This is a genomic window from Mucilaginibacter sp. 320_HR, assembly GCF_059691875.1.
The window spans coordinates 36901-63780 of sequence record NZ_JCAWAI010000002.1 but is presented as its reverse complement, the minus strand read 5'-3'; the positions used below and the strand labels follow the sequence as shown (position 1 = coordinate 63780).

Annotated in this window: 23 protein-coding genes; 11 read left to right on the top strand and 12 right to left on the bottom strand. The window is 43.7% G+C overall.

The features are described from left to right. The first annotated feature begins 15 nt into the window (after positions 1–15). The 4 genes from AC59GT_RS05835 to AC59GT_RS05820 all read left to right on the top strand — a co-directional run bounded on the left by AC59GT_RS05835 (position 16) and on the right by AC59GT_RS05820 (position 4903). On the top strand, positions 16–936 hold the full coding sequence (locus tag AC59GT_RS05835) for a polysaccharide deacetylase family protein (protein ID WP_497236761.1): 921 nt from the start codon (positions 16–18) through the stop codon (positions 934–936). A 73-nt stretch (positions 937–1009) separates the two neighbouring features. Then, positions 1010–1489, top strand: coding sequence for a nuclear transport factor 2 family protein (locus tag AC59GT_RS05830; RefSeq protein ID WP_497236760.1), 480 nt, complete (start codon positions 1010–1012; stop codon positions 1487–1489). Positions 1490–1593: 104 nt separating this feature from the next. After that, positions 1594–4203, top strand: coding sequence for a DNA mismatch repair protein MutS (gene mutS / locus AC59GT_RS05825; protein WP_497236759.1), 2610 nt, complete (start codon positions 1594–1596; stop codon positions 4201–4203). Positions 4204–4285: 82 nt separating this feature from the next. Further along, the gene (locus tag AC59GT_RS05820; protein ID WP_497236758.1) at positions 4286–4903 is read left to right on the top strand and encodes a C40 family peptidase; all 618 of its coding nucleotides are present in this window, start codon (positions 4286–4288) and stop codon (positions 4901–4903) included. Between the two features lie 21 nt (positions 4904–4924). Here the strand turns inward: AC59GT_RS05820 and AC59GT_RS05815 are convergent, their stop codons facing one another. Beyond that, positions 4925–5659, bottom strand: coding sequence for a TMEM175 family protein (locus AC59GT_RS05815; protein ID WP_497236757.1), 735 nt, complete (start codon positions 5657–5659; stop codon positions 4925–4927). Between the two features lie 28 nt (positions 5660–5687). On the opposite strand from AC59GT_RS05815, the gene AC59GT_RS05810 reads away from it, so the two are divergent. Next, on the top strand, positions 5688–5810 hold the full coding sequence (locus AC59GT_RS05810; protein ID WP_262511251.1) for a hypothetical protein: 123 nt from the start codon (positions 5688–5690) through the stop codon (positions 5808–5810). Here the strand turns inward: AC59GT_RS05810 and AC59GT_RS05805 are convergent, their stop codons facing one another. Next, entirely contained in the window at positions 5811–7721 is a 1911-nt protein-coding gene (locus AC59GT_RS05805) for a DUF3857 domain-containing protein (RefSeq protein WP_497236756.1), read from the bottom strand. Beyond that, a complete protein-coding gene (locus tag AC59GT_RS05800) occupies positions 7721–9697 on the bottom strand; it encodes a DUF3858 domain-containing protein (RefSeq protein ID WP_497236755.1) in 1977 nt (658 codons plus the stop codon). The genes AC59GT_RS05805 and AC59GT_RS05800 overlap by 1 nt, the downstream gene beginning before the upstream one ends. A 121-nt stretch (positions 9698–9818) precedes the next feature. On the opposite strand from AC59GT_RS05800, the gene AC59GT_RS05795 reads away from it, so the two are divergent. Further along, entirely contained in the window at positions 9819–10856 is a 1038-nt protein-coding gene (locus tag AC59GT_RS05795; protein ID WP_497236754.1) for an exonuclease domain-containing protein, read from the top strand. A gap of 4 nt (positions 10857–10860) precedes the next feature. Here AC59GT_RS05795 and queG read toward each other — a convergent pair whose 3' ends face one another. Next, positions 10861–11844, bottom strand: coding sequence for a tRNA epoxyqueuosine(34) reductase QueG (gene queG, locus AC59GT_RS05790; RefSeq protein ID WP_497236753.1), 984 nt, complete (start codon positions 11842–11844; stop codon positions 10861–10863). Positions 11845–12007: 163 nt separating this feature from the next. Between queG and AC59GT_RS05785 the strand changes: the two genes are divergently transcribed. The 3 genes from AC59GT_RS05785 to AC59GT_RS05775 all read left to right on the top strand — a co-directional run bounded on the left by AC59GT_RS05785 (position 12008) and on the right by AC59GT_RS05775 (position 14688). Continuing rightward, a complete protein-coding gene (locus AC59GT_RS05785) occupies positions 12008–12382 on the top strand; it encodes a SpoIIAA family protein (RefSeq protein ID WP_497236752.1) in 375 nt (124 codons plus the stop codon). A 20-nt stretch (positions 12383–12402) separates the two neighbouring features. Continuing rightward, positions 12403–12663 (top strand): hypothetical protein, encoded by a 261-nt coding sequence (locus AC59GT_RS05780; RefSeq protein WP_497236751.1) that lies wholly within the window; start codon positions 12403–12405, stop codon positions 12661–12663. Between the two features lie 156 nt (positions 12664–12819). Beyond that, entirely contained in the window at positions 12820–14688 is a 1869-nt protein-coding gene (locus tag AC59GT_RS05775; protein WP_497236750.1) for a glycoside hydrolase family 2 protein, read from the top strand. A gap of 280 nt (positions 14689–14968) precedes the next feature. Here the strand turns inward: AC59GT_RS05775 and AC59GT_RS05770 are convergent, their stop codons facing one another. The 8 genes from AC59GT_RS05770 to AC59GT_RS05735 all read right to left on the bottom strand — a co-directional run bounded on the left by AC59GT_RS05770 (position 14969) and on the right by AC59GT_RS05735 (position 24471). Beyond that, the gene (locus AC59GT_RS05770) at positions 14969–15685 is read right to left on the bottom strand and encodes a phytanoyl-CoA dioxygenase family protein (RefSeq protein ID WP_497236749.1); all 717 of its coding nucleotides are present in this window, start codon (positions 15683–15685) and stop codon (positions 14969–14971) included. A 15-nt stretch (positions 15686–15700) separates the two neighbouring features. Continuing rightward, entirely contained in the window at positions 15701–18232 is a 2532-nt protein-coding gene (gene ccsA / locus AC59GT_RS05765) for a cytochrome c biogenesis protein CcsA (protein ID WP_497236748.1), read from the bottom strand. A gap of 6 nt (positions 18233–18238) precedes the next feature. Beyond that, positions 18239–18652, bottom strand: a complete 414-nt coding sequence (locus AC59GT_RS05760) for a cytochrome c maturation protein CcmE domain-containing protein (RefSeq protein ID WP_497236747.1) — start codon at positions 18650–18652, stop codon at positions 18239–18241. Positions 18653–18996: 344 nt separating this feature from the next. After that, positions 18997–19236 carry a hypothetical protein gene (locus AC59GT_RS05755; protein WP_497236746.1) on the bottom strand — a complete coding sequence of 80 codons (240 nt, stop codon included), beginning with the start codon at positions 19234–19236 and terminating at the stop codon, positions 18997–18999. A 1-nt stretch (position 19237) separates the two neighbouring features. Beyond that, positions 19238–19861 carry a pyridoxamine 5'-phosphate oxidase family protein gene (locus tag AC59GT_RS05750; RefSeq protein ID WP_497236745.1) on the bottom strand — a complete coding sequence of 208 codons (624 nt, stop codon included), beginning with the start codon at positions 19859–19861 and terminating at the stop codon, positions 19238–19240. A 190-nt stretch (positions 19862–20051) separates the two neighbouring features. After that, positions 20052–21446: a TolC family protein gene (locus tag AC59GT_RS05745; protein ID WP_497236744.1), complete on the bottom strand. Its 1395-nt coding sequence runs from the start codon at positions 21444–21446 to the stop codon at positions 20052–20054. Continuing rightward, positions 21443–22795, bottom strand: coding sequence for an HlyD family secretion protein (locus AC59GT_RS05740; protein WP_497236743.1), 1353 nt, complete (start codon positions 22793–22795; stop codon positions 21443–21445). Before AC59GT_RS05740 ends, AC59GT_RS05745 begins: the two co-directional genes overlap by 4 nt. A gap of 2 nt (positions 22796–22797) precedes the next feature. After that, the gene (locus tag AC59GT_RS05735; protein WP_497236742.1) at positions 22798–24471 is read right to left on the bottom strand and encodes a peptidase domain-containing ABC transporter; all 1674 of its coding nucleotides are present in this window, start codon (positions 24469–24471) and stop codon (positions 22798–22800) included. A gap of 420 nt (positions 24472–24891) precedes the next feature. On the opposite strand from AC59GT_RS05735, the gene AC59GT_RS05730 reads away from it, so the two are divergent. Beyond that, complete coding sequence (locus AC59GT_RS05730) at positions 24892–25221, top strand: hypothetical protein (protein ID WP_497236741.1); 330 nt, start codon at positions 24892–24894, stop codon at positions 25219–25221. Next, positions 25218–26834, top strand: coding sequence for a proton-conducting transporter transmembrane domain-containing protein (locus AC59GT_RS05725; RefSeq protein WP_497236740.1), 1617 nt, complete (start codon positions 25218–25220; stop codon positions 26832–26834). Before AC59GT_RS05730 ends, AC59GT_RS05725 begins: the two co-directional genes overlap by 4 nt. The last annotated feature ends 46 nt before the right edge of the window (positions 26835–26880 follow it).

Sequence of the window (26880 nt, the reverse complement as noted above, 5' to 3'; positions counted from 1 at the left end):
AAACGTCCCATACTTATGTACAAACAACTTTCTGCCCTTTTGCCGCTGCTTGTAGCCGGCATGATCTCTTGTCAATCAAAACCAACCGGCCAGGCCGAAGCCACCAAAGACAGTGCTTCATCAACCGCAGCAACTGCCGGACAGCCGGATGCTCCTGCCACTAAGCTTGCCACAGGCCCGGTAGACAAAGCCGCTGTGATGGCGCGCAAGCAGGTACCGGTTGTGTGCTATCACCAAATACGCGACTGGAAAGCAACTGACAGCAAAGGCGCTAAGGATTACATTGTGCAGATAGCGGCCTTTAAAGAACACTTAAAAATGCTGGCAGACAGCGGTTATCACACCATATTGCCGGATCAGTTATACAATTATCTTACTACAGGAGCAGCGCTGCCTAAAAAGCCTATAATGTTAACGTTTGATGATACCGACCTGGATCAGTTTACTATCGCTGCACCAGAGATGAAAAAATACGGGTTCAAAGGCGTTTTCTTTGTGATGACAGTATCTATAGGCCGCCCACACTATATGACTGCAGACATGATCAAGAAACTGTCTGACGACGGCCATGTTATCGGCAGCCACACGTGGGACCACCACCGAGTGGATAAACTTTCCCACACATCTACTTTAAAAATAATCGGCAAGAACGGCAAAGTTACCGAACGCCCTGTAGACGATTGGGTAACACAAATAGACAAGCCAACCAAGAAACTCGAAGAGATCACCGGAAAAAAAATAATCTACTTTGCTTATCCGTTTGGTATCTGGAAACAACCTGTATTGCCTGAAATTGAGAAAAGAGGTTTTAAAATCGCCTTCCAGCTAGCTGATAAGCGCGATCCGGAGTACCCGTTAATGACCGTTCGCCGTATATTGGATAGTGGCTATTGGAGCACCAAAACATTTGGCAATGCGGTAAGAAGCAGCTTCTAATCGCATTACAAAGAAAGAAAAGCAGGGCTTTATGAGTCCTGCTTTTTTAATAACGTATTTTCTATCTTTAGCAATGCTTAAGAAATGTTTACCAGCAGTTACTGCTGTAGCAATTATCCTGATCTCATCATGTGGGCAGCCAAAGCCTGAAAAGCCTGCTGCTGACAAGAAGATGCAGTCGGAAACACTTATACAGGAGCACTTCAGGTACCTTAATGATCATGACCTTAGAAGCCTGGCAAGTCAGTATGCGCCCAAAGCAAACATTTCATCAAGTGATTGGAAGGGCATGGCTACAGGGCCGGAGGGCGCTGACCAGATATTCCATTTAGAATTCTATGTTTCACCTGATGCAAAATATCTGGTGGATAAGATCATCAACACCGACACCACTGTAGTTGTGGAATATGATGTAGTGGGGCTGCACGACAAAGCCAATGGCGGTGTAAGGTATGATCTTCGTAAATGCAGTATTTTTCGCATAGACAGCCTCAATAAAATAGCAGCGGAATCTACCTACGCTAACAGCATGGCCTATCACAACGGCAATTAACCGTTCTGTAGGTATTTAGCAATCCACATTATTCCTACTTTTCCACAATACTGTTTATACGCTGCAATAGGCTTAAATTAGCGGATTATTTGAACGGAGCACCCTTGGCAAAAAGCGAAACCAAAGAAACCCCTTTAATGCAGCAGTACAATGCCATAAAGGCTAAGCACCCGGGTGCGTTGCTGCTTTTTCGTGTGGGCGATTTTTATGAGACCTTTGGACAGGATGCTGTTAAAGCATCCGGCATTTTAGGCATTGTGCTTACCCGACGTGCAAATGGCGCTGCAACACACATCGAGCTTGCAGGATTCCCGCACCACTCGCTTGAAACCTACCTGCCAAAGTTAGTAAGGGCTGGTCAGCGGGTGGCTATATGCGATCAGTTGGAGGATCCTAAGTCGGTGAAAGGAATTGTAAAGCGCGGCGTTACAGAACTGGTTACACCCGGCGTAGCCACAAGCGATAACATCCTTCAGCAAAAAACGAACAATTACCTCGCATCTCTATATTTTGAAAAGAACAGTATTGGGATCGCATTAATTGACATCTCCACTGGTGAATTCTTAACCGCTCAGGGAAACAGCAATTACATTGATAAATTACTGCAAAGCTACTCTCCCAGCGAAATAATATTTCCCAAAAGTCGTCAGCACGATTTTAAAGATACTTACGGCGATCGGTACTACACCTTCACACTTGATGAATGGCCATACAGCGGCGATTACGCCCACGAAACATTGCTAAAGCATTTCGGCGTAAAATCCCTGAAAGGCTTTGGTATTGATAAGCTGAACCTAGGCATTGTTGCGGCCGGGGTTGCCCTGCATTACCTTAACGAAACAGAGCACAGGAACCTGCAGCACATCAGCGCCATAAGCCGCATAGAAGAAGACCGCTACCTATGGCTGGACAGGTTCAGCATACGTAACCTGGAATTGGTTGGCTCGGCAAATGAGAATGCCTTAACGCTTGTTGATGTGCTTGACCAAACCTGCTCCCCTATGGGTGCGCGCTTACTGCGCCGATGGATAGTGATGCCCTTAAAGGAGATAAAACCCATACGTGACCGCCTGGGGGTGGTAGAATACCTTATAAGCCAGGAAGAACTACGCGAAGAACTACAACAGCAGATAAGGCAAATAGGCGACCTCGAACGGCTTATATCAAAAATCGGCTTGCAAAAAGCCAATCCGCGCGAAGTTTGCCAGTTGAAGAAAGCGCTACTGGCAATATCAAGCATCAAAAAACTTGCAGAGAACAGCGAAAGCGAACCACTGCGTGCTATTGCCGAGCAGCTAAACCAATGCACTACCATTTGTGAGAAGATAGCACGTGAGCTTCATCCCGAACCACCGATTATGATGGTAAAGGGCTCGGTGATGAACGATGGGCTTAACGAAGAACTGGACAGACTGCGTAAAATAGCTTTCGGTGGCAAAGGTTACCTGCTTGAAATACAAAAACGTGAGGCAGAAGTGACCGGGATACCATCGCTTAAAGTGTCGTTTAACAATGTATTTGGCTATTATTTAGAGGTAACACATAGCCACCGGGATAAAGTGCCAACTGATTGGATTCGTAAGCAAACGCTGGTAAATGCAGAGCGCTACATTACCCCGGAGCTTAAGGAATACGAGGAGCAGATACTGGGTGCGGAAGAAAAGATATTAGTATTAGAAACCAGCCTGTATAACGATTTACTATATGCACTTGCAGAATATATCAAACCGATACAGCTGAATGCCCAACTGGTAGCCCGGCTGGATGTGTTGCTTAATTTTGCGACCATTTCGTTAAAGAACTATTATGTTAAGCCTGATGTTAACGAAAGCCGCGTGCTGGACATTAAAGGCGGTCGACACCCGGTGATAGAAAAAAACCTCCCTCCTGGTGAGGACTACATTACTAACGACGTATTCCTTGATTCCGACTCACAGCAGATCATCATTATAACCGGGCCAAACATGGCAGGTAAGTCGGCATTGCTTAGGCAAACCGGCCTTATTGTATTGATGGCACAGATGGGATGCTTTGTACCAGCCAAAGCTGCTTCTATAGGATTAATTGATAAGATCTTCACCCGTGTAGGCGCATCTGACAACCTTTCTTCCGGCGAATCAACCTTTATGGTGGAGATGAATGAAACCGCCAGCATTCTCAACAACCTAAGTGACCGGAGTTTGATATTATTGGACGAGATCGGGCGCGGCACTTCCACTTATGATGGAATCTCAATAGCCTGGTCTATAGCCGAATACTTGCACAATCATCCATCAGCAAAGGCGAAAACTTTATTCGCAACGCATTATCATGAGTTGAACGAATTGAGCAACAGCTTCAATCGAATTAAGAACTTCAACGTCTCAGTTAAAGAAGTTGGTCAGCAGATCATCTTCCTGCGAAAGTTAGTCCCGGGTGGCAGCGAGCATAGCTTCGGTATACACGTAGCTAAACTAGCGGGTATGCCAGGCAAAGTGCTTAGTCGCGCTAACGAGATTTTAAGAAAGCTTGAACATGAGCGCACCGGCGGCGAGCACATCAAAGAGAGTATCCGTAAAGTGCAAAAACAAGCCGTACAAATGCAAATGTTTTCCATTGATGATCCGGTGCTTGTAAAGATCCGCGATACCCTGAACAATCTGGACGTAAACACTTTAACCCCTGTAGAAGCCCTAATGAAACTGGACGAAATACAACGGGTAATAAAAAGCTGATAAGGGTTTGTTTGTCCCACCTTTGATAAAATGTTTATAACATCCGTTGTAACATATTGCCGTGCACAAATATCTTTATAGCATGTTTAACTTCCGTACCTATACTAAGGCTGTACTGTTTATAGTTGCCGTAGCCACTTTAGCTTCTTGTCACACACGTAAACTCACAGCGCGTACAGACAACTATGGTAACGCCGGAAGTACTGCAGTAATTACCAGGCGTGGACCATATGTGATGGTGAAGCCTGATAAAGAGCTTGCCGACAAGTACGCCACAATGATGGGCGTTAAACGCAACGATATACAAAACGGACGGCTATACAGCTTTATTGACGAATGGATGGGTACCCCCTACCGGTTTGGCGGTTTAGGAAAAGACGGTGTCGATTGCTCGGGTTTGGTTTCATTGTTGCAGTTGCAGGTTTACGATACCGCTTTACCTCGTACTTGTGCCATGCAGGTTAATACCATAAAAAGAAAGTATGAGGATGAACTGAAAGAAGGCGATCTGGTCTTTTTTGATTTTGACGGAAAGCAGTTCAGCCATGTAGGGGTGTACCTGCAAAACGGCTACATTGTACACGCCAGTACCCGCAGAGGCGTTGTAGTAGTACGCTTACATGATAACGGCTTGTATCAATATTTCTCCCGGGCAGGGTCTATCTTCGATCCCGCTGAGCTGGCGGCACCGGGCAACTAAAATAGTTATTTCCAAGACTCTCTACTGCTTTTCAGCAGCTTCTTTCAGGCGCCTTCTTGAGCGGAATAACCTCGCCAGTATAGGGCCGCCCTCAGCTTTAGCCGCAGGATAGTACCTTTTGCGTATCACAGCAAGTGTAATAGCCCAAACACCACTTATGGTGGTTATAACATTAACATTTAAATTCAGCACTATTGCTGCTATGATTAGTGCGTAAAACGCCGGTACAGCGATATAGGTAAAGCGTTGCGATTTCCATTGCAGGTTCTTTTTTATTTCTGCAGGCATAATGCACAGCTCATTGGCATTTATAATCAGGTAATGCACCAGCAGCGTTTGCGTAAGAGAACAAAACATTACTATACCAAAGTACACCGCCAGCCCGTACAAGCTATGCGGACCAAGTGTTTCTGTCATTAGCGAAACAGCAAACGGAAACAGGGATATAGAAAAAAGAAAAAGCAGGTTCAGGGCAATCAGCTGGCTTGTATAATCTTTTAGAAAACTGAATATCTTGAGGTGCTTCGACCAGAAAACACCTACAATAAGGAATGATATTATGTAACCGCCAAACTTAGGAAGCAGCTCCATGAAAGCTTCTTTAACCTTTTCAGCATTAGCATGCCGCAGCCCTTCAGGCATCTTCATTTCCAATACCATTATTGTTATAATGATGGCGAAAACCGCATCACTAAAGAGTATCACACGCTCTAACTGGAACTCTTTCTTAATTTCTTCGCCTTCATTAACGTTCATGGTATTATAATTTTAATTTTGTAATCTTATGGAAAAGCCCAAAGACGAATACTCCTTCTGGACCAAATACAAGCGGTTTGCAGGTACGGAGATACTATTATACGTTATCATGATCGTAGGTATAGTACTTGGCATTATTATATTCAGCTAATTAGTTTTTCACCAAGGCAACATTGTAACTGTCTGCATCCACCACTTGCTGATAAAACTCCACAAGTTCCGGATACAGCTCTTTATTGTACAATCCGTCTACTATCTCCAATCGGCGTTTATAAATTAGCTTATTGCCGCTTAGTGTTGTCTTTGCTGTGAACTTACCGAAAGGTTTATTTATAGCTATATCCAGCAGGTTTTTATCGGTTTTGTACCCTTCGGGGAGACTGTAAACAATTTCATCTTCATCTGTATAGCCACGGTTGATGTATACCTGAGTGCTCCGGTTGCGTACATCCCTGGGAGCGCGCTGCATCCTGTTAAGCGGGTTAAGGTAAAAGTAAAGCTTGCTGCCATCTGCGCTGGCATATTCACGCGAGTTCACCTGGATAGTTTCTGTTGTTACTGGGTCTGCTCCTTTTTCTTGCTTTAGGTCAAATTTTCCGATATTAAGATTACTAATGGCCGTATACTCCTTCTGCAACATTTTAATTTGCTCACTGGGCGGTTCGCCAATCATCTCCTCAACATTATCGTACTGTGTACCTTTAAAGGTAGTTTTGATATCACCTTTTAAACTCCCATCCTGCGCAATTTCAAACTCTGCTTTACGCTTTTGCAGGTTTATTGCTGATGTGTATTTGGGCGTATGCAGCAATTTACCACCTTCCGGAGTACAGGCCAAAACCGTACGATCATCTGTAAAATCACTCAAGAACCCAAAGGGTATTTTCTGGCTGGTGCATTCCAGGAATGTAGTGTCGTTTTTAAAAGGGAGGCACAAAATTACGTGGTTACCCTGACCCATACTCGGGAAATCATTCATCATACTTACTTTACGTGTACCCGCCTGTACCACGCAATACCACGACTCTATGTCAACAGCTTTCAGCAGCGCCTGAGTATAGTTCACCAGCGCTTTACAGTCGCCGTAACTAAGACGGTCTACCTCCGAAGCAGGAAAGGGCTGATAACCACCGATACCAACCTGCACACTTATGTACCGGGTTTTCCCTTGCATAAACTCGTATATCTTTTTTGCCTTAGCTTTTGGGTCGGTAATGTTGGCGGTAATCTCCTTAATTCGCTGTACAGTCTCCATCGGTAACACACGACGGCTGGCCAGCAGTTTATCATACGTCCATTTGCCCAGTTCAGTCCAACTCGCAAACGACCCTGTTAAACCTTCATACTTAAAGCTTTGCGGCGCTATTTTAACCGAACTAAGATATTGCTCAGGATTAGGGCTGTAAGGCTCGGTACGTATAGCTTTCAGGTTATTAAGCTGCCAGGTATATGTTTTAAGCCCTTCTTTGGTGCTGCCTATGCTCGCGCTTGTTGGCATGTTCACCTCTTTATACCTTATTTTAAAATCGGGCTTGCAGGTAAAGGTATAGCTTGCTCTTTCTACAGCCAGGCCATCCTCATAGTTAGGCTTCCAATCATCAAAATTGAGCGATTGTTTAGACTTAGTTTCATATTCGTACTCGATAGTGTACGGGTATGCACCTGCCGACGGAGTATAATACTGCACACGCGAATCCTCAAAAAGTGAATAATCGTTTGCTGCATTTTGGTCTTTAAAGTCCTTTTCACCAAACTTCGCTGTCGGCTTACCAAATTCGTTATAAACAATCCCTCTTACATTACGCAGTATGTTGCTTTTGTTGTGCCATATAACAATGCGGGCAATGTCGTCGCCATTTTTGTTGAGCACTGTAATTGCTTGTTTAAAATGGTATTGTGTATTATCCAGGTCTTTCACCTCTACAGTTACCTCCTGGTTGCGAATAACTGCGCTTGCGTAAGGCAGCAGGTCTTTGCTTATTAAAGATGCATCATAGTTTGGCTGCGCGTAACCTAACGCCGCTCTTAAAAGCAAAAACAAAAATATAAAAGCTGATTTCATCACTTTTTCCTGAACACAATTTCCGCCTTTTCCGCAGCTATCATTTTGTTATAAAATTCTTTTAAATAAGGGTACTCCTCGCTCTCGTAAACCGATTTACTAAACTGTACCACGTTGGAGAAGGTAAACCTGTTTCCGTCGCTGTTAAAGTCTGTTATAAACTTTCCTCCGGAATTTGGCAAACTTATGGCGTTAGGTTGCGGAGCGCTTTCAACCATGTATTCTGCCGGCAAAGTCATGTTCAGTACAAATCTTTCATCAGATGGCATACCCCAATCTACAGGGTACGCGCGATCCTGTAACTTAAACGGATTCACCGCTATCCTGTCAAAAAAGAAGGGGTTAAAGGCCAGCCGCCCTCCATTAACCGAATTAAAAGCATCTATCTCCACCTCGTACTTTTCAACTACTGGTAGGTCAAGGCTATCCAAATTGGATATCTGCGAGTTTAATATTTTTACCTTAGCAAGCCTTTCATCAAGGTTTTCTACATACTCATCTGTGGTGTTAAACTTGCGTATTGCTTTTCGTTTTTCGTATGCTTCGTAACCGATAGAATAATTTGTGACGGTGCCCTTCATTTTACCATTGCTCTGCAGGGTAAGTTCATAGGAACTGGTGCTTCTTTTAGGCTGCCTTGCCGTGAGGTCTACCCAGTATGATGGTTTGTCCAAACTCATTACACGGCCTTGGTCGTTCAGGCATTTTAACGGAAGCATATCAAAAGACAATAACGGGTCTGACGCATCAAGCATATAGCTTTTCTCGTCGATGTTAAGTTTGGCAACCACATAGTCAAACTCGTCTTCCACAGGATATAGTTTATTAATAAGCCCGTTAGTACGGGTGCTCAGCATCACTGCTTCTGCATTGAGCCCTGCCGACCCAAGTGCAGCAACCAGTGCAAGGTTAATATCACCTACCGATCCCGTGTGGCTTTCCAGCGCCTTGCGTATACCGTCCTCGCTCCCGCGAGCGCGCACATTATTCCACTTGATATTCTTTTGAATATAAGCATATACTGCTTTTGCTTTGGCAAGATCGTCGGCTTTGCCTTCAATTACCGGATCAATATATTTTTTTAGCAAATCCTTTTTTCGAATCTGCGCACCAAAGTAGTCTGCCTTTTTCAAGTTGTAATCAATATCCCTCCACTCTTTGGTTACTTTTACTTTTTGGCTATTGTAAGGATTAACATAGTCCGACAGTTGATAATAGATAGCTGAAACGAAATTTTTGGGAGAGGTCATGTAATCCTCTTCGATAAAAGCAGGGATGTCATTCATGCCATAAGTTATATGTGAACAATCGCAGCTCGCGCCATGCGTTGTGAAGCAAGCACGCTCAACTTCCGCAGTGTTACTGGTAAGCTTTAGAGCGCCGCGAAGCGATGCATTGTACGTCCAGAAAGCCGGAATATGCACCTCATAAGTTGATACCATTTTGGGTATATCATCCTGAAACTGCCATGAGGGAAACTGGTATATATAAGGCGACACCAAACGGTATTTATACTCTATTATACTGCCAGCCTTAACATTGGGCATTGCAAATTTTGCTTTGCTGTAATAAACGTTCTCTTTGCTCCTGTAAACCTGTGAGCGGTCAAGTACCGATTGCTTTGCCGATCCATTCTCGTCTATGTAAATTGTTACGCCTTCAATGTCCTCAACAGACTCAGGGTTATCTCCTTTGGTATAATAACTAACTTCTACGGTACCTTTATCAAAAGCTTTACTATCTAGTATCTTAATTTTAACGTGGTAGTCGTGTATTACTTTGATGTTATCGTCGCTGGTTACATCAATTCTTGACGTGCCGTATTCGCTTATAACATAAGCATGTGCAGAGGTATCCTTAACGTATTTTTTTGCTGCAAGTTCTTCTTGAGAGAAAGTTCCGTAAGGGAAGTTTTGCGCGGATGCGCCGACTCCGGCAAGCAGTGAGATAAACAAGCCGGGTAAAAATTTATTCATATATCAGGTTTAGTTAATCAGGTGCCATGAAAGTAATAATTATTAATTAATTATCATAAAAAAGTGGCAGGCCATAATATTGCAAGACTTTTTGCCACCTTTGCAATCTTTTACAAGCAACATGAAATTAGTTTTAAAGCGCCCTTTAGCCTTCTTCGACCTGGAAACCACCGGCACAAACATCGGCGCGGACCGTATAGTTGAAATATCTGTAATAAAGCTCAACCCTGACGGCAGCGAAGAAGTGATGACCTGGCGTATAAACCCCGGTATACCTATTCCGCTGGAATCGTCGCTTGTGCATGGTATTTACGAGGAACACATAAGGGAGGAAAAGCTTTTTCATGAGCTGGGCGAACAGATTGCTGCATTCATCGGCGATGCTGATCTGGCTGGTTACAACAGCAACAAGTTTGATATACCAATGCTGATGGAAGAATTCCTGCGCGCTGGTGTAAACTTTGAATTGGAGAAACGTCACTTTGTTGATGTGCAGAATATATTCCACCAGATGGAGCAGCGTACCTTAAAAGCCGCCTATCAATTTTATTGCAATAAACAGATCATCAACGCGCACTCTGCAGAGGCAGATACCCGTGCTACCATGGAGGTGTTGTTGGCCCAGATAGAGCGCTACGCAGACATGGAATGGGAGGACAAAAAAGGCAACCGCAGTAAACCCGTTGTTGGCGATGTAGAAGCCTTGCACCAGTTTACTAACCTAAGCCGCCCTGTGGATTTCGCCGGTCGAATGGTGTATAACGAAGATGGCGAGGAGCTGATAAACTTTGGAAAGCACAAAGGCCGCAAGGTAGAAGACGTGTTCTCGATGGAACCAAGCTACTATTCATGGATGATGCAAGGCGACTTCCCGCTATATACCAAACGCAAACTGGAAGAAATATACAAGCGATGGAATGCAAAACGTGTGGCAGAACGCCAGGCAAACAGGCAGGCACAACCACAGCAAGCTCAGCCGCAAAACAATCAGCAGGAAGCATCTAAGCCTTCATTCCAAAATAATGCGCCAAAGTCTTCGCCGCAGATAAACAACAATAACCAGCATTATAATAAGCCTTTCCAAAAGAAACAGGAACCAGCCAAGCCGGTGAATGATGACATGTTAAAAGCCTTGTCCGAAAAGTTCAAGAAGGGGTAATTATCTAATCGCCTAAATTTGTGTTGAATATTACTTTTGTATCCTTCTCAGTAGATTGAAGAGTCAAAAACTTAATATTTCGCTGCAAACCTTCAAATTTAGTGCGCTTTACGGCAGAATTCTTAAATACCTTTTGGAACACGTCCCGGGTAATGTCTTCCCAGTCGCGCTTTGTTATTCCATGCAAATCAGGGTGGGGATCGAAAGCTGGTTCGTTATGTAACACTGAGAACTTGTTCCATGGGCAAACATCCTGGCAAACGTCACAGCCAAACATCCAGTTGTCCATTTTACCTTCAAATTCCTGCGGAATTTCGTTCTTTAACTCTATAGTCAGGTAAGAAATACACCTACTGCCGTCCACAATATACGGGGCTACAATTGCATCTGTAGGGCAGGCATCTATACACCTGGTGCAGCTGCCACAATGGTCGGCAGTAGGCTCAACATCGTAGTTCAGTTCAATATCTACAATCAACTCTGCCAGAAAAAAAAACGAGCCTGCCTTCTTGTTAAGCAGATTACTGTTTTTGCCTATCCAACCCAACCCTGCTTTTTTTGCCCAGGCTTTATCTAATACAGGTGCAGAATCGACAAAAGCACGGCCGCCAACCTCCCCTATTTTCTCGTTAATAGTGTGCATCAGCAGCTTCAGTTTTTCTTTTATCACCGTGTGGTAATCTGCGCCATACGCATACTTTGATATTTTAGGCGCTTCGGGGTCTAACTGAACGGTTTCTGTATAGTAGTTTAATCCAACTGAGATCACCGACTTAGCGTCATCTACCAATAACCGTGGATCGAGCCGCTTATCAAAGTAATTCTCCATGTAACGCATTTCTCCTTGCATGCCCTTGTTTAGCCATGCTTCAAGTCGTGGCGCTTCTTCTTCCAGGAACTCTGCCTTAGATATGCCGCAGAACATAAAGCCGAGCGCTTTTGCCTCGTCCTTTATTAATTGAGAATATGCCTGGCGGTTCTGCTGCATTTCACAAAGATAAGGTTAATATGATTGACCGTTGAAAACACATTGAACACTTTATAAGACGTTTTTACGTCAACCTATGCGGTTACATCTATTTTTACGTGTGTTGTGTACGCTCCGAGTTAATGGTATGATTTTTTCTTATAACTTAAAAACATCTGCTCTTATGTTACAATTCATTAACGATCTGGAGCCACACGTAGTTGGCATACATGCCATAGGTGAGGTTACCAAACAAGATATCGATACTGTTTTACTGCCAAGGATAGACGAACTGGTACAGCGACAAGGTGAAATAAATTACCTGCTCGTGTTAGAGACCGATGTTAAAAATTGGACAGCAGGCGCCTGGCTGGACGATGTTAAGATGGGCATCAAAAACTTTACTAAATGGAATAGAATAGCCGTAGTAAGCGATCAAAAAGGGGTTGAGTGGTTTACAGATGCATTCCGCTTTTTTATACCCGGAAAATCAAAGGGCTATTCTCTAAGCCAACTGGACGATGCGGTAAAATGGGTAACAGCAAAAGACGAACAATAACATACTTAAAACTAAACACCATGGAAAACAAACCAGAAGGATTTGACAGGGCTAACGGACAAGGCCAAAATCATGATACTGCAGGAAACGTTGCAAATGCCGACAACAATACATTAGGTCAAAACACCGGCACAGATGAAGCGCCGGAGATAGAAACCGTAACCCCGGATAATGATGCTGAAAGCATTGCCAAATCAAATGACGGTAGTTCATCATCAGATGATAACGGAGGCGGCGACTCTTCAAACAAAGGAAAAGGTCCAAGCGGCGAGAACCTTTAATAATTTACGGTTATATACCATAAGCGGCTTAGCTACCACTAAGCCGCTTTTTTTATGTCAATTTTAAACCATAATGTTCATTTTAAATCAATCAAAACATTATTTACGTAATTAAAGTAATTTACTTTGAAGTAATTTCATCAACTGATACCGACTATGATTTTTAACCCAGATGCTGAGACCGCGCACGCAAACTATAATCTTACCAAAAGCAGGCCCGAAGATTCCGCGCAGGACGAACCCCTTAACCCCCTCCCGAGGGCGGTAATGCGGCCAAATTCGTTCCTGTTGTTAGATGGCGAATGGAAGTTTGCCGTAGACCAGGAAGATAAGGGACTTGCAAATAACTGGTTCCTGGCCCATGATTACACCGACACAGCCCATTGGCCCGGCAGTGTAGAGGCACAGATGGCCCGTATACAACCCGAACATACCTGGCGCGACAAAATTGTTGTGTGGTACGAACGTGAATTCCCGATGCCCGAACTGGAAGGTGGTCACCGCTCGCCTAACTCGCTGCTGCAGCTTACCTTTGGTGCATGCGGCTACGAGACAAGGGTATGGCTGAACGGCTTTCCTCTTAAGACTATTGAAGGAGAAGATTTTCACCTGGGCGAATACACATCATTCTCGTTTGAACTGGACGAGAAGATGCTTCAACCGAATAACCGGCTTACTGTTCGCATAGCTAACTCAATGGATGCTGATACTACTAGGGGAAAGCAGGAGTCCACCATTTACAAGAGAGGCGGCATATGGTATCAAACCTACACCGGCGCGGTACGCAGTGTATGGCTGGAAACAGTGGAGCGCAACCGGTTACGCTCGAGGCTTGGTGTGGTAAGTATTGTTGAGGACAACCTGGTACGCTTTAACCTTACTACCCGCATACATGATCCCGGACCATATACCATTCGGCTGAAAGTTTATAACCGACACCAGGAAATTGATGAACCTGTGGTAACTGATGAATACCAGCTGCTGTTAGAGGCGGGCCAAAAGCAGCAGCGCCTGGTGGTTAACATACCCGACGCGCAGCTATGGTCACCTGAGAACCCGCACCGCTACCGTTTGGTAGCCCAACTGATAGACAGTACCGGCTACGTTGCGGAAATAGAATCGTACTTCGGCTTACGTAAGATTGAGGCACGGGGCAGTTCGGTTTATCTTAACAACAAAAAGATCTATATCGATGGCATCCTGTACCAACCGGGGATTGCTAATTACGAAGAAATAAAACGGCACATGTACGCGATGAAGGCACTAGGCTGTAACCTGGTGCGCATACACATTGCCGGCGTAGACCCACGCATTTACCACCTTGCTGATAAAATGGGCATGCTACTGTGGGTAGAAGTACCAAGCCCGCACCGCTCCACCAAAAAGAGCCGGGCAAACCACAAGGCTGAACTTTTACGCATGCTGAGCCTCATCTCCACCCACCCTTCAGTGATTATCTGGAGCTTGTACAACGAGGACTGGGGCGCGCAGGACATTGCAACCAACCAGGAAACGCGACAGTACATCATCAATATGTACCATTACATGCAGATCTCTCACCCGCAGTTCCTGGTGGTAGATAACGACGGCTGGCAGCATATCTCCTTTGAAGGCAAGCTGAAGAGCGACCTGCTTACCGTTCACTTATACACGCCGGAACTTAAACGTTGGCAGGAAATGCTGGACGACCTGGTAGAAGGCAAACAAACAAGTGTTGCTGCGTTCCCTCTTATTGTGGGCGATCCATTCTTCTTTAGAAAGCAGGTGCCGCTTATTGTGAGTGAATGGGGTGGTTTCGGCTTTTCGGATTATGGCGGACCGCAGGACAACGAGGAAAGAAACAAGCAAATAGCGCTGTTTAAGCAGGAATTGCGCAAACGGCCAATAGCAGGTGACGTTTACACCCAGGCTACCAATATTGAGGATGAACAGAACGGCATCATCGACTTCCACACCGGGGAACTAAAGGTTAGTGAAGGCCTCTTGAAGTCGTCGGCACTCAATGACGACAGCGCTAGCGCGTAACTACAAGTGTATCAACTGTAACACGTGGACGTGTTACAGTTGATACACTTAAATCTGGTCGCTTTTCCTAAACGTGTTATATATCAATAACTTACGAATTTTACATGTTTAAACATGTTACACTTTTTGTAATCATGATACACTTTTAGTGCCGTGTTACAGTTTTAAAATGAGCTTTTAGGTAGATCGTTGCCAGCAGTGTGACAATTTTTAAAGATTACTTTTTCACGAGTTTGAAGCGTAGTACGTGACACTATATGCCCGGAGGGTCTGGATTGTATCAGTTAAACAAGGACAGCTTTTCTGCCCAGCTTAGGCCCTTAGGCAGGTCATCTCTGCTAAATTCAATGTGTATAACCTTCCGTGGTTTGTTGTTGGTGGTTCTTCCCGATGCATGCATCAATAGCGGACGCATTACCATAACTCGGCCAGATTTCACATCACATACAGCAGCCGATTCGGTTCTCAAATTGATCTGATCGGCCCGGTAAATACCTTTTCTATGCGAACCAGGGATAACTTTTAATGCACCGTTCCCCTCATCAGCATCATCCAGATGAATGCGTATCGTGAAATTGCTTTCCAGTATACTTAAAGGGGGCTGTACTGCAAATTGCCCTTGTTTAACTGTCCATGGGCCATAACCATCAGCAATTAGTTTACCTTTAACAGATATAGTAAGATCCTGGTGCCAGGCAACAAACCAATTTGAGGCTACGGGTTTATCAAAATATATCGACTTTACCACAAAGAAGTCACTACCAAAAAGTTTTCTAACCAGCAGTTTTAGCTTATCTGTTAATACAAGGCTAGCTGCGGCTGGCACTTCTTTTAAAAACTGCCTTATGGCGAACAGATCGTCCGTTTTCCGGAAAGTATTTTTTGAGGTATCTGCTTCTTGGATTGCAAGCTGAATGGCGGCCATCTCTGCATCACTGTATACACCGTCAACAACAACGTAACCGTTTTCAGCTATAAGTTGCTTTTGATGCTCCACAAGTTTTTGACGCTCTTATTTTAAGCTCACCGGCTGTCTTTTACCTGCGCCCTTTGTGGTGCCTTGCTTTACAGCTACAGGAACTACCTTCAACTCTTTATTCCTGCGGAAGATAGAGAGGATAAAGCCAATTACCATAATGATGCTGCCACCCCAAAAGAAGTTGATGTAAGGGAACGTTATAGCTCGCATTACAATATATTTTTTGGCGCTTTCTTTCTGCTGCAGAACGGTTATCTCCACCTTGTTCTTTTCAGGGATTATCTTAGAGAAACGCAGCTTAAGGCCGGCATCTGCAACCTTCTTGGAAAAGTCGTAAACACCGCCATCTTTTATCAGGTAGATAGGTTCGGCTGTGTACTTTTTACCGTGGCTTACCACTTCCAACTCAGCACCAACAGATATATCATTGTCCTTTAAAGGTATGTTTTGCACCTTCACGCCCTTGTTCAGTTTCTTTAACACCATAAAACCTTCGCGAAAGTTTATAGTATCACCAATAGAAACCTCGTGTGGTATTGGCGCATCGTAGCTCTTTTCATCATCTTCATCTGCCTGTGTACCATCTTTTTCAGCACCAGGTTCTTCAGACTCGCTGATAGAATTGGTCATGGTGATGTGGGTATACAGGTCATGAAAAAGGTAGTGTTTAGTATCAGGAGAAGAAGCCAGTGATCCTTTGTTTACCTGCACTTTAGGCCACAACGTAAAGTCTTCGGCTACTTTACCAGCAGCATCTACCTTTTTGTAATTCACCTTGTAAAAGTGCTCCGGAGCGGCAATGGAATCGCCTAAATAGGTCACCATGTAATCGCCCATTTTTAATGGTTCGTTACGATAAACCAAGATATTCTCCCGCGGGTTGTTCTCTTTGGCGAAATCAGCCGTAAAGCCTTCGCCCGTGTTGTTTATAGAAATAACATCGCTTGTACCGGCGGCTATCAAAGCGCCTACCAGCATCAATGCAAAGCCAATATGTGCAACAGCTGCACCGGCCAGTTTAATTTTTCCTTTAAAGGCATCTGCCAGCATTTTACCGTTCGCGGTAACCGAGTAAACAGAACCCCACATTGCCAGTATGTACACAAAGTGCATTTTGTTCACACCTGTTGCAAAAGCAATTAATGCGGTAACCACCGCGGCAAAAAACAGGTAAACACCGGTTGTTATAACAAACCGGCGCACATCTGTACGCTTATATTTCAGGAACTGAGCAACGGCGGTAAGTATGGTGATCAGTACCACAAATGATGATTGTACAACATTGTAATGCTTCATGCGTGCGGCATCTGCCGGCGGGGCTATATTGAGGTGGAAAATAGCGTTCCATACAGGTACGGATGTTACAACAATAAGGTGAAAGCAGGAAAGCCCCAGGAACACCGAACCAACAAACATCCAGAACTCGCGCGAATAGGTCTCCTCGTCCTTTTTAGTTATCGGCATAGTTTTAAAATGCTTTACCAACAGGTAAACCATAATAACCAGGAAAATAACCACGCCCGTTACCAGCTGCCAAAACATGCCCAGGTCTGTAAAAGAGTGTACCGATGTTTCGCCAAGGATACCGCTGCGGTTAAGGAACGATGAATACCAAACCAGCACAAAGCTTATCATGGTAAGCATGGTTGCGGTGAAGTATGAGTGGCCTGTATTTTTGTAAACAACAAGCACGTGCACTGCGCCAACTAAGGTAAGCCATGGGAAAATAGATGCATTCTCTACCGGGTCCCAGGCCCAAAAACCACCAAAGTTAAGCGACTCGTATGCCCAGAACGAACCCATAACGACGCCGGTACCCAGTATCATGCAACCAAACAGCGCATAAGGTATTGCGGGTGCTATCCATTCCTGGTACCTCTTTTGCCACAAACCTGCAACTGAATAAGCAAACGGCACTACAATAGAAGCAAAGCCCAGGAATAATGTCGGCGGGTGAATGATCATCCAATAGTTCTGTAACGAGGGTACCATCCCCTGCCCGTCTTTTATGAAAGAAAGGTAGTCTGGCCTGGAGAAAATAGGGCCTTCCATCGAGTCGCGCAGCAGCAGGAATGGAGAACTACCCAGCTTCATGCCAAATATCTCAACACCCAATACCATAGAAGCTAAAACAACTTGCGACAGTGCAACAACCGTCATCACGGGACGTTCCCATGTACCGGCCTTAAAAATCAGGAACAAGCCTAATAACGCTTCCCAGAACAGCCACAGTAAAAAGCCGCCTTCCTGTCCATTCCAGAATGCCGATATGATGTAGCGTGTAGGTAACGAGCGCGATGTATACGCCCAAACGTAATGGTACTCGAAGTAATGGTTGTAGATGATGTTGAACAGGCAAACACCTATACCAATGATAGACAACACATTGGCATAAAAGGCCCAGCGGCCTATCTTTTGCCAGCTGCTGTCGACTTTCCCGGCATCGTCTGTAGTAGAGAAGTAATAACTGAGGAACGAAAGCAGGGCCGATCCGAAAGATAAGATGATGAAAAACTGCCCTATCTGCCCCTGTAAAAGGTGCTCGCCTTTAAATGCTATATCCATTAAATTTTATAAACTGGCCTGTTTATTGGCCTTATATTCCTGTGTTTCTAACTTATTCTGCGTGTATTTAGAGGGGCATTTCATCAGGATATGTGATGCGTGGAACTCGTTACCAATCATTTTGCCGGTAAGCACAATCTGTTCAGACCGTTCGAAATCTTCGGGCTTGGTACCGGTAAAAATTACCTTGCACTCCGCTCCCTTATTATCCGTCATGTAAAACGAAAAATAATTGGCATCCTTGGTAGGATCGTAAAACAAATCTTTTTGTTTATTTAGCTTGCCTACCACGTGCAATTCGCTTTCGCTTTGGCGTGCATCTTTAAAAGACCCGTAAGTACTTGTATTTGAATAGGTACTGATGATAACAGCAATTGCTACAGCAATAACAACAATACCGAGTATAGCGCTTTTCTTCATTAACTTATGCCTGTTTAAATCCGGTTTGCAAAAATACAAAACGCAAAGCGAATAATGTTTATTACAAGGGATATGTGCTATTTAGAATTGTTATAAATAACTATCGGGTCTGGAGGTTGAACTTTGCGCAGGGACTGCAAGCACAAACTTTAATAACGATTAGCAATTTTCACCATCTCCTATCAGAGCCCCCCCGCTAACCATGTTGTGTAGTAAGAGTTACCTTTTTGTAGCAAGTGGGTGCCGTAACGGGTGACTTAATATCTATATTAATTTTTGCAAACGTTCAAAATTACTTTTGGGGTTCCCCATCTAATGTCCGTTAGCGGCTGCAGTCTATTAGGTTAAGCATCAAAATTATACATGTCGCAGCGATCTTCATACCAACCGTTAACAAATTGCTCCAGCCCCTCAAGATAACTGTCAATAGCTTGCTTTCCCTTTATAATTTTTTCATCGTCGACTAAAGTTGAGGCGTCAATTTGATCCTGCACAACAAATTCGTGTTTAACAATAAGCTGTTCTAATCGATCTTTCCAGGCAACAATGTCATTATCGTTGCTCTGATGATATATAGTTATCATGTTAATCTTTTTGATGGTTTTTTAATTCAAATTCCAGCTTTTTGTTTTTAGCCTCGAGCTGAGCTATATATTGCCGTTGCGGCTCAAATGCATGTTCTATTTCTTCTGTGGTGTATCTCGGCGTAATGTGTTGAGGACAATTCCAATCATAAGCCGCAACGTCTAATATTATTATACGTTCAGCATGGTGCTTGTAGCCAGATACATCTACCCTAGAGAACAATTGTGGATCTTCGTCAGGCAACACGATCTTCGCGGTAGCGTAAAGTTTTAATCTCGCCTTATGAGGATACGAAACCATGATTAATGAAACCTTAGCGTTGGTTTCTAAGTTTCCAACGGTTATATACTGCTTGTTACCAGAGAAATCAACAAAACCCACGGTATGGTTATCCAGCACCTTAACAAAACCCTTGGGGCCTCCCCTATGCTGAATATACGGAAATCCGCTTTCACCAATACTAGCCATATAAAAATGGTCCTGATCAGCAATAAAGTCAATTTCATTTTCTGTCAGGCCATCAACAACCTGAAATTTCTCCCGCCTGTCATAAGCTTGACGGCTTCCAAATTGGTGCTGTAATTCCTTTGCTGCATCAGAAAACGCGATCTTACTGTAATTCATGTTTACCCCCTGCTTTATATATCAAATATACAACAAGGGTATTCCAATGAACATGGACAAAAGCGGGCGATGCTTGTACTAATCAGGCAAGGTATTATAAATATTAGTTAGAAAAGGCTTTTTGACATGTAATCACAAGGCTGCAGTTTAGCTTAGTAAACACCCTAAAGTAATTGTATGCAAACGCTGCTCAAAAGGTATTTGATAGCCACTTGAGGTACTGTATGGCCTTTATTCTTTTTGTATAGTAGTCATTTAACTTCTCCTGGGTATCCAGCACCTTTTGTTCGCGTGAGTTTACGAGGAACAATGAACTCTCTCCTAAACGGAATTTGTATTCTTCCCCATTCAGCAAAGCGCGGTTATTTTTCTGCAATTGCGTGTTCAGGTTGATTTGCCTGTCCAGATTATAATAATCGTTCCTGTAATTATTCCACTTTACCGCTACCTGATTTTGTTTATCAAGTAACAAAAATCGTGTCTCCTGAAGTTTTATCTTGCTTAAACTATAAGCTGCCCGTTGCTTGGTAAAAGTAAGCGGTATGGCTATGGTAAACCCAATTTTTTGATTACTGGAAAACCAATCGCTATTAAAATTCTGGAAGATATTTCGCCCGGTGTTCAGGATGCCCAGGTTAAGGTTTAACGTTGGCTTTACCTCTTCCATTTTAAGCCGCCGTTCTATTTCCAGCTGATCAAGCTTTAACCCATAAAGTTTCACATCCGGATTCTGGCTAACAATAGCTTGTGCCTCTTTTTGCAACAAACTATCAGGCGGCCTTACTTGCAATAGCAGGGTATCCGGCCTGAGGCGCACATTAGCCAAATCTACCGGTGTAAGATTTTGCTGCCACATAAAACTGCTTAACTCGTTGGTACGGTTGGTAAGCAGCACCTGGTATTCGTTAAGCTTTTGTTGACGACTTTGCAGCAGTGTTAATGCCTCTATTGTATCAATTGCCGGCTTATCACCATTTTTATACAGTAAGCGTGTTCCGTTTAAACGAACTTCGGCCAATTTTACCGCATCTTCATAAACCCTGGTATTCAGGTACGTGTTAAGCCACTCGGCATAGGCGTTGGTGGCTGATATAAACAGATCGTTCATCATCTGTTGCTGTTCGTTAGCTGCTACCGTTGCGTAAATACCGGCCTGCTTTAAGGCTGCCCGGCGCTCATCAATAAACAGTCCCTTGCCAAGCGGCACATTCAGGCCAAAATAGCCTAAACCATCTTTAGGAGTTTTATTCTCCGGATTTACAAAGTCGCCGGTAACTTTAGAATAGCTCCCTTTTAAATCGACACCGTACCAAAGTGGCACCTTTACTTCGGGTGTTAAATAATCGTAATAGGTTTTACCTCCGAATATTTTACGGTCGCCGTCTACTTCCAATTTTGGGTCAAGGCCGCCCAGGGCCTGGCGTTTGGTCAGCCTTGCCTTTTCTGTATTCAATTGTGCTTGTAAGGCCAGCGGATGGTATTGTTTTACAATGGCCAGGTATTCGTCCAGGGTAAGTAATTTTTCTTGTGCCAGGGAACCGAAGATGTGAAGGCAAAGCAACGCCGTTATAATAAGTCGCTTCATTTTTTCTTCGTCTTTGATTCAGCGTTATCACCAGCCGCTGGCTTGTAAAAGTCTGCCGGGAATCCGTTTATTTTCCGCCATAACTCGTACCAAATAGGCACATTGTTTAGCAGTGCAATAGCCTGGCAGCCGGTACCATAACGTACATTTGCGGGCCAGGCCTTTGTAGTTTCATCTGGCTTTACCCAAACCTTAAATTTACCCATAGCATCTATGCTGTTATCTACGGCCACAACACGCCCGCTAAAGAGGCCGTAAGATGCTTGTGGCCATCCGGAAAATACAATTGCCGGGAAGCCGTCGAACTGGATGCGCACCAGTTGACCTGCATGTACCAGCGGCAAGTCGTTAGGATCAACACTTATTTCTACTGCTTTACTAAATGTTGCAGGTACAATAGTTAACAGCTTTTCACCGTCTTTTAATATCTCACCTATACCCGCCTTAATGCTGCGTAAAATCTGCCCGCTTTGTGGCGCGAGGATATAATGGAAACCTTGCCGGGTACGGTAATTAGTAAGCTGATTGCGCAACTTGGCGGCTTCGCCTGTACCGGTGGCAGCCTGAGACAAGGCGGCAAACCGTTCGCCGTTGGTTTTGGACAACTTCTCGGTATAATCCTGTTCTACCGACGATAGCTCCAGGCGAATGTTAAGCAGCTCATTTTTACTGTTATAGTATTTATTCTCGCTGCTGATTTTTTTTGCCAGTGCATCCTGGTAATATTGCTGCCGCTGCTCCAGCTCGGTTAGCGACTTTAACCCGGCAGTATAGAGCTCTTTTTGCCGTTTTAATTGCGCATCTGCTATGGTAAACTGGTTACTAGCAGCCAGCATGCTAATGCTGTCAGACTGTACCTGCAGGTTGTACTGCTTCAATTTATTATTCAGCTGCGCTAACTTTAACTGTAAAGCTTGCCCTAACGCCGCTAGCTGTTTGTCGGCCGTTAACACTTTACTTTGATAAAAACCAGCCGCTTCGTTTTTAGCCTTTAGCTGCTCTGCAGTACGGTCGGTTAGCTCAGGGTCCAGGTAATCATCTTTAACTTCGGTTATTTGTGCCAGCGTATCGCCCCGCTTTACAAAACTGCCGTCTTTAACGTACCACTTAACTATACGGCCCGGTATAATGCTATTGACCTCTTGCGGCCGTTGCTGCGGGTCAAGCGCCGAAACTTCCCCTTTTGATTGTATGTTTTGTGTCCAGGGCAGAAATAGGATAACCAGTACCAAAATGATGAAAGCGGCAAGCCATTTTATTTTGTTTTGGCTATGATTGTTCTGCATAGCCATCTGAAAGGACCTATAACCCGAAATGGATTCTACGTTGATATTCTTTTCTAAAAACATAACTAAGCTTTTTGGGTGGTTGACAGATCAATAACCTTGTCGCATCTTTCAATAAACTCCGGATTGTCGGTTATCGCCATCACGGTAAATGTTCTATCATTCATCAACTTTTCCGTAATTAACCTTCTGTAAGGCTCTTCTATGTTTTGCCATCCGCTTTCCAGCAGCAGCAGGTTTGGCTTTGCTAATATGCAACGTGCAATCAATATTTTTTGTACCACCGTGTCAGACAGCTTCTGCCCTAATGGATCAAGTATGGATTGATAACCGTGCTCTCTTGACGAGATGTAGTCTGCCAGGCCCACCAGGTTGCAAACCTCAGTTACCGTAGAGATGCTTATTTTCTCGTTCCCCAAGGTAAGGTTTTCCCAAAACGTGCCGCTAAATAGCTCTTCACGTGCAAAATACACAGCTACTTTAGTGCGCCATTGCTCAGCCGGTAAATTTTGTAACGGCACTCCGTTAACTAAGATCTGGCCCTTGTAACTGCCGTACAATCCTGCCAGTACCCGCAGTAAAGTTGTTTTACCGCTACCTTCGGTTCCGCGTATGCACACCTTTTCTCCTGGTTTAACAGCAAAAGACAGATTGTTTATCACCTGCTTACCTTCCTGGTAAGCAAAGCTTAAATTGGCTACGCTTATATCCACAGATTGGCTCATGTCCGCGTCGGTAATGTTCAATTTGCTACTTTCAGGATCATGAGGTTTCTGCAAAACCTTATCCAGTTTTTCTATAGATGTCATTACATCATAAACCGTTTCCAGGCTTACGATCAGCTTTTCTACCGAGCTTAGCGTTCCGATAATAATAATCTCGGCGGCCACAAACTGACCAAGGTTAATTTGCTGGCGAATAAGCAGCAAAGAACCAATGATAAGCATAGCTGCAGTAATAGTCACTTTAAAAGCGATGAGCACACGGTATTGTAAAATCAGCACGTTAAAATGCTCGGTACGCGCGTCCAGGTATCCGGCGGTTAATTTGTCTGTTTTTTTAAGATGCAATCCGAAGTTTTGCGAAAACTTAAAGGTCTTGACTGCCCTTGAAATTTCTTCCAGCCAATGTGCAACCTGGTATTTGTAATCACTTTCTTCAATACTGCTTCGTAAACCTTTAGGGCTGGTTAAATAAAATATAATTAATACCACTGCCAACAGCACAATGCCAAATACAATAAATATGGGGTGGTAAAAACTAAGTAATATAAGACCGAACAATATCTGGATAGATGCCGCAGGAATGTCAAGCAACAATTTGGACAGCCCTTTTTGCAAGCTTGCGGTATCGAAAAACCTGTTCACCAGCTCCGGCAAATAGTAGTTATCTACACTGAGTAAATCAATTTTTGGAATGCGGTAGGCATATGCAAATGTAAGCCGTGCAAATATACGCTGCTGTATGCGCTCAGACACCCTCATTTGCATTACCTGCAAAATACCTGCAAGCATTACGCCAAGCACTACAAAGCAAATTAGTACAATTAACGATGCCGAAAGTATCCCCCCAAACAGTAAACCTATGATGGCCTGAATGCCCAAAGGCAGCGATAGTTGTATTATACCACCAAGCGCTGCAAAAAAATATATGTAGCTTACTTCTTTGCGTTCCAGATTAACCAGCTGCAATAGCTTTTTTGTTGCGCTTTTTACGGATACAGATGTGCTCTCAGCCATTGGTAATTTCAATTAAATTAAGCTTTGCAATGAAAACTTGGTTAGCCCATAAACGGCAATTTAATTGAATCAAACAATTCCAATGCCTATTAACTTCAGGGTGTTTCCGGTTTTTCACTCTTTCTATTGCGTTCAGTTAAAATCTGAAAAAAGATAAGTATTTAAAATATGTAGCAAGCAAAAAATGCGCTTGCTATCTGGTTCCTTATCTGCGGCAAAAATACGCCTATCAAAGCATTTGCTTTAATTTATGTTTATTATACCATCCATAAACATATTAAATACATATTACATCTCTGATGATTATTGATGTTATATTAGTACCATATTGATAGTCATAAAATTATATTATATGTGGCATTAAAAACATAAATAAAAACTTATGTGTTTAATTCTACTCTTTTGCATAAAATAAAATTTATGACAACTGAAGAATTAGAAAACTTAACCAAAACCGACCAACGCTATCAATTGATCAAAGGCGATTTTTCTCCCGGTGACGCTATGGAGGTAATGAACAATCTTATTTCCGGTAAGATAAACTTCCATACCCTACGCAACTTTAGTATTAGAGAGCGCTCTGGCGAGCCTGATATTTACTCGCTGAGGCGAATACAAGAACTAAATAGAGCTTCTGAGTCTATAAAGCTCATCGTACGGCAAGCACAGGAACAAGGCAGCACCCTGCGGATAAGTTCTGAAATTTTTATTGAAATTATTGATAACGCCCCTAAAAACAACCTGCAATGAACGGACTCTTACTAAATGTAGTTATTGTTTCGCCTGCAATGTTTCTGGCGACGGCACTGGTAGCTAACCGGCAATTTAGCGCCAGCTTAACGTTAATTAAACGTATGAGCCTTATAGCAACAACGCTGGTTATAATTATCGCTGCGTTTATTGCAATTACAACAACAATAACCGGCTCTGCGGAAAGCAACTTGTTTGTGGCAGAAGGTTTAGGTATTAGTTTGCGCTTTGATCCCCTGAGTGTTATCATGTTCACAATGATTGCGCTTATTAGTTTCGTGGTAGTAAAGTTTAGCTTTAATTACCTTGATGGCGACGCAAGGCAGGGTATTTTTATCGGCAGGCTTTCGGCAACCATCGCTTCCGTTCAATTTTTGGTTCTCTCGGGTAATTTGGGGATACTTTTAGTTAGCTGGGTATTAACAAGTGTGTTTTTACACCGGCTATTACTGTTTTATCCTGACAGGCCGGGTGCAATTATTGCCGCCCGGAAAAAATTTATCATAGCGCGTGTAGGTGACGCTTGTTTAATAATTGCTATTGCACTGTTATATAAAGAGTTTGGAACTGGCAACCTCAACTACATATCCGGGCAGGTTAAAGCACATTTCGCCCATGGTACATTGCCCGGTGAAGTAGAAGCGGCTGCTGTTTTTCTGGCCTTAGCTGCAATGTTAAAATCTGCGCAATTCCCTACACATAGCTGGCTGATAGAAGTGATGGAAACACCCACGCCGGTATCCGCCCTGCTACATGCGGGCCTATTAAATGCAGGCCCTTTTTTAATCATCAGGATGGCCTTCATCATTCACGCAAGTACCTACGCTCCGCTTTTACTCATAAGCATAGGAGGCTTTACAGCATTGTTTGCGTCGGCGGTGTACCTCACCCAAACCTCCATAAAAACAGCGTTAAGCTACTCCAGCGTTGCGCATATGGGCTTTAGTTTACTCGTATGCGGCCTTGGCGTATTCCCGGCAGCAATGCTTCACCTTGTGGCACATTCATTTTACAAAGCCCATGCCTTTTTATCATCAGGCAGTACTATAGATGTGCTGCGGGCTTCAAAATTCGAGTCGGTTAAAAGGACAGGAAATCCAGTTAAGATTATTATAGGGATGACGCTTGCCTTAGTTATTTACACAGGTTTTGCGGGCATGTTGGGTGTAGATACAACTAAACACTTCTCACTCTTTGCAATAGGAGCAATTATGGTACTTGGGCTATCCAGGCTTTTAACCTCCGTAACAGATTCAAACGGGAGTGCAGCCTTGCTGTTAAGAGCAGGGTTTATCACGATGTTGATTTCAGCAGCTTTTTTTAGCCTTGAGGCTTTGAGCAATCATCTGATTGCAGCAGAAGTTCCAGAGACCGGAGCAAATACAGCCACACAAAAACTCTTTATGAGCATTTTGCTCTGCGCGTTTGCTGCCGCAGTACTTATACAGATACTTGCACCCATAATCCCTAATCGAAATTCCTATCGCTCAATTGCGCTGCACATCAGGAATGGATTATATGTCAACTCTGCTTTTGACCGCCTGATTGGGTCATTAACCATCTATTCTAACGGGAAAACATCATCGGAGGTGACAAGGGGTAAAAAGCAATAGCACGAGCTGCAAACAATACCCGCTTAAATAATCGGCATAAGCCTTA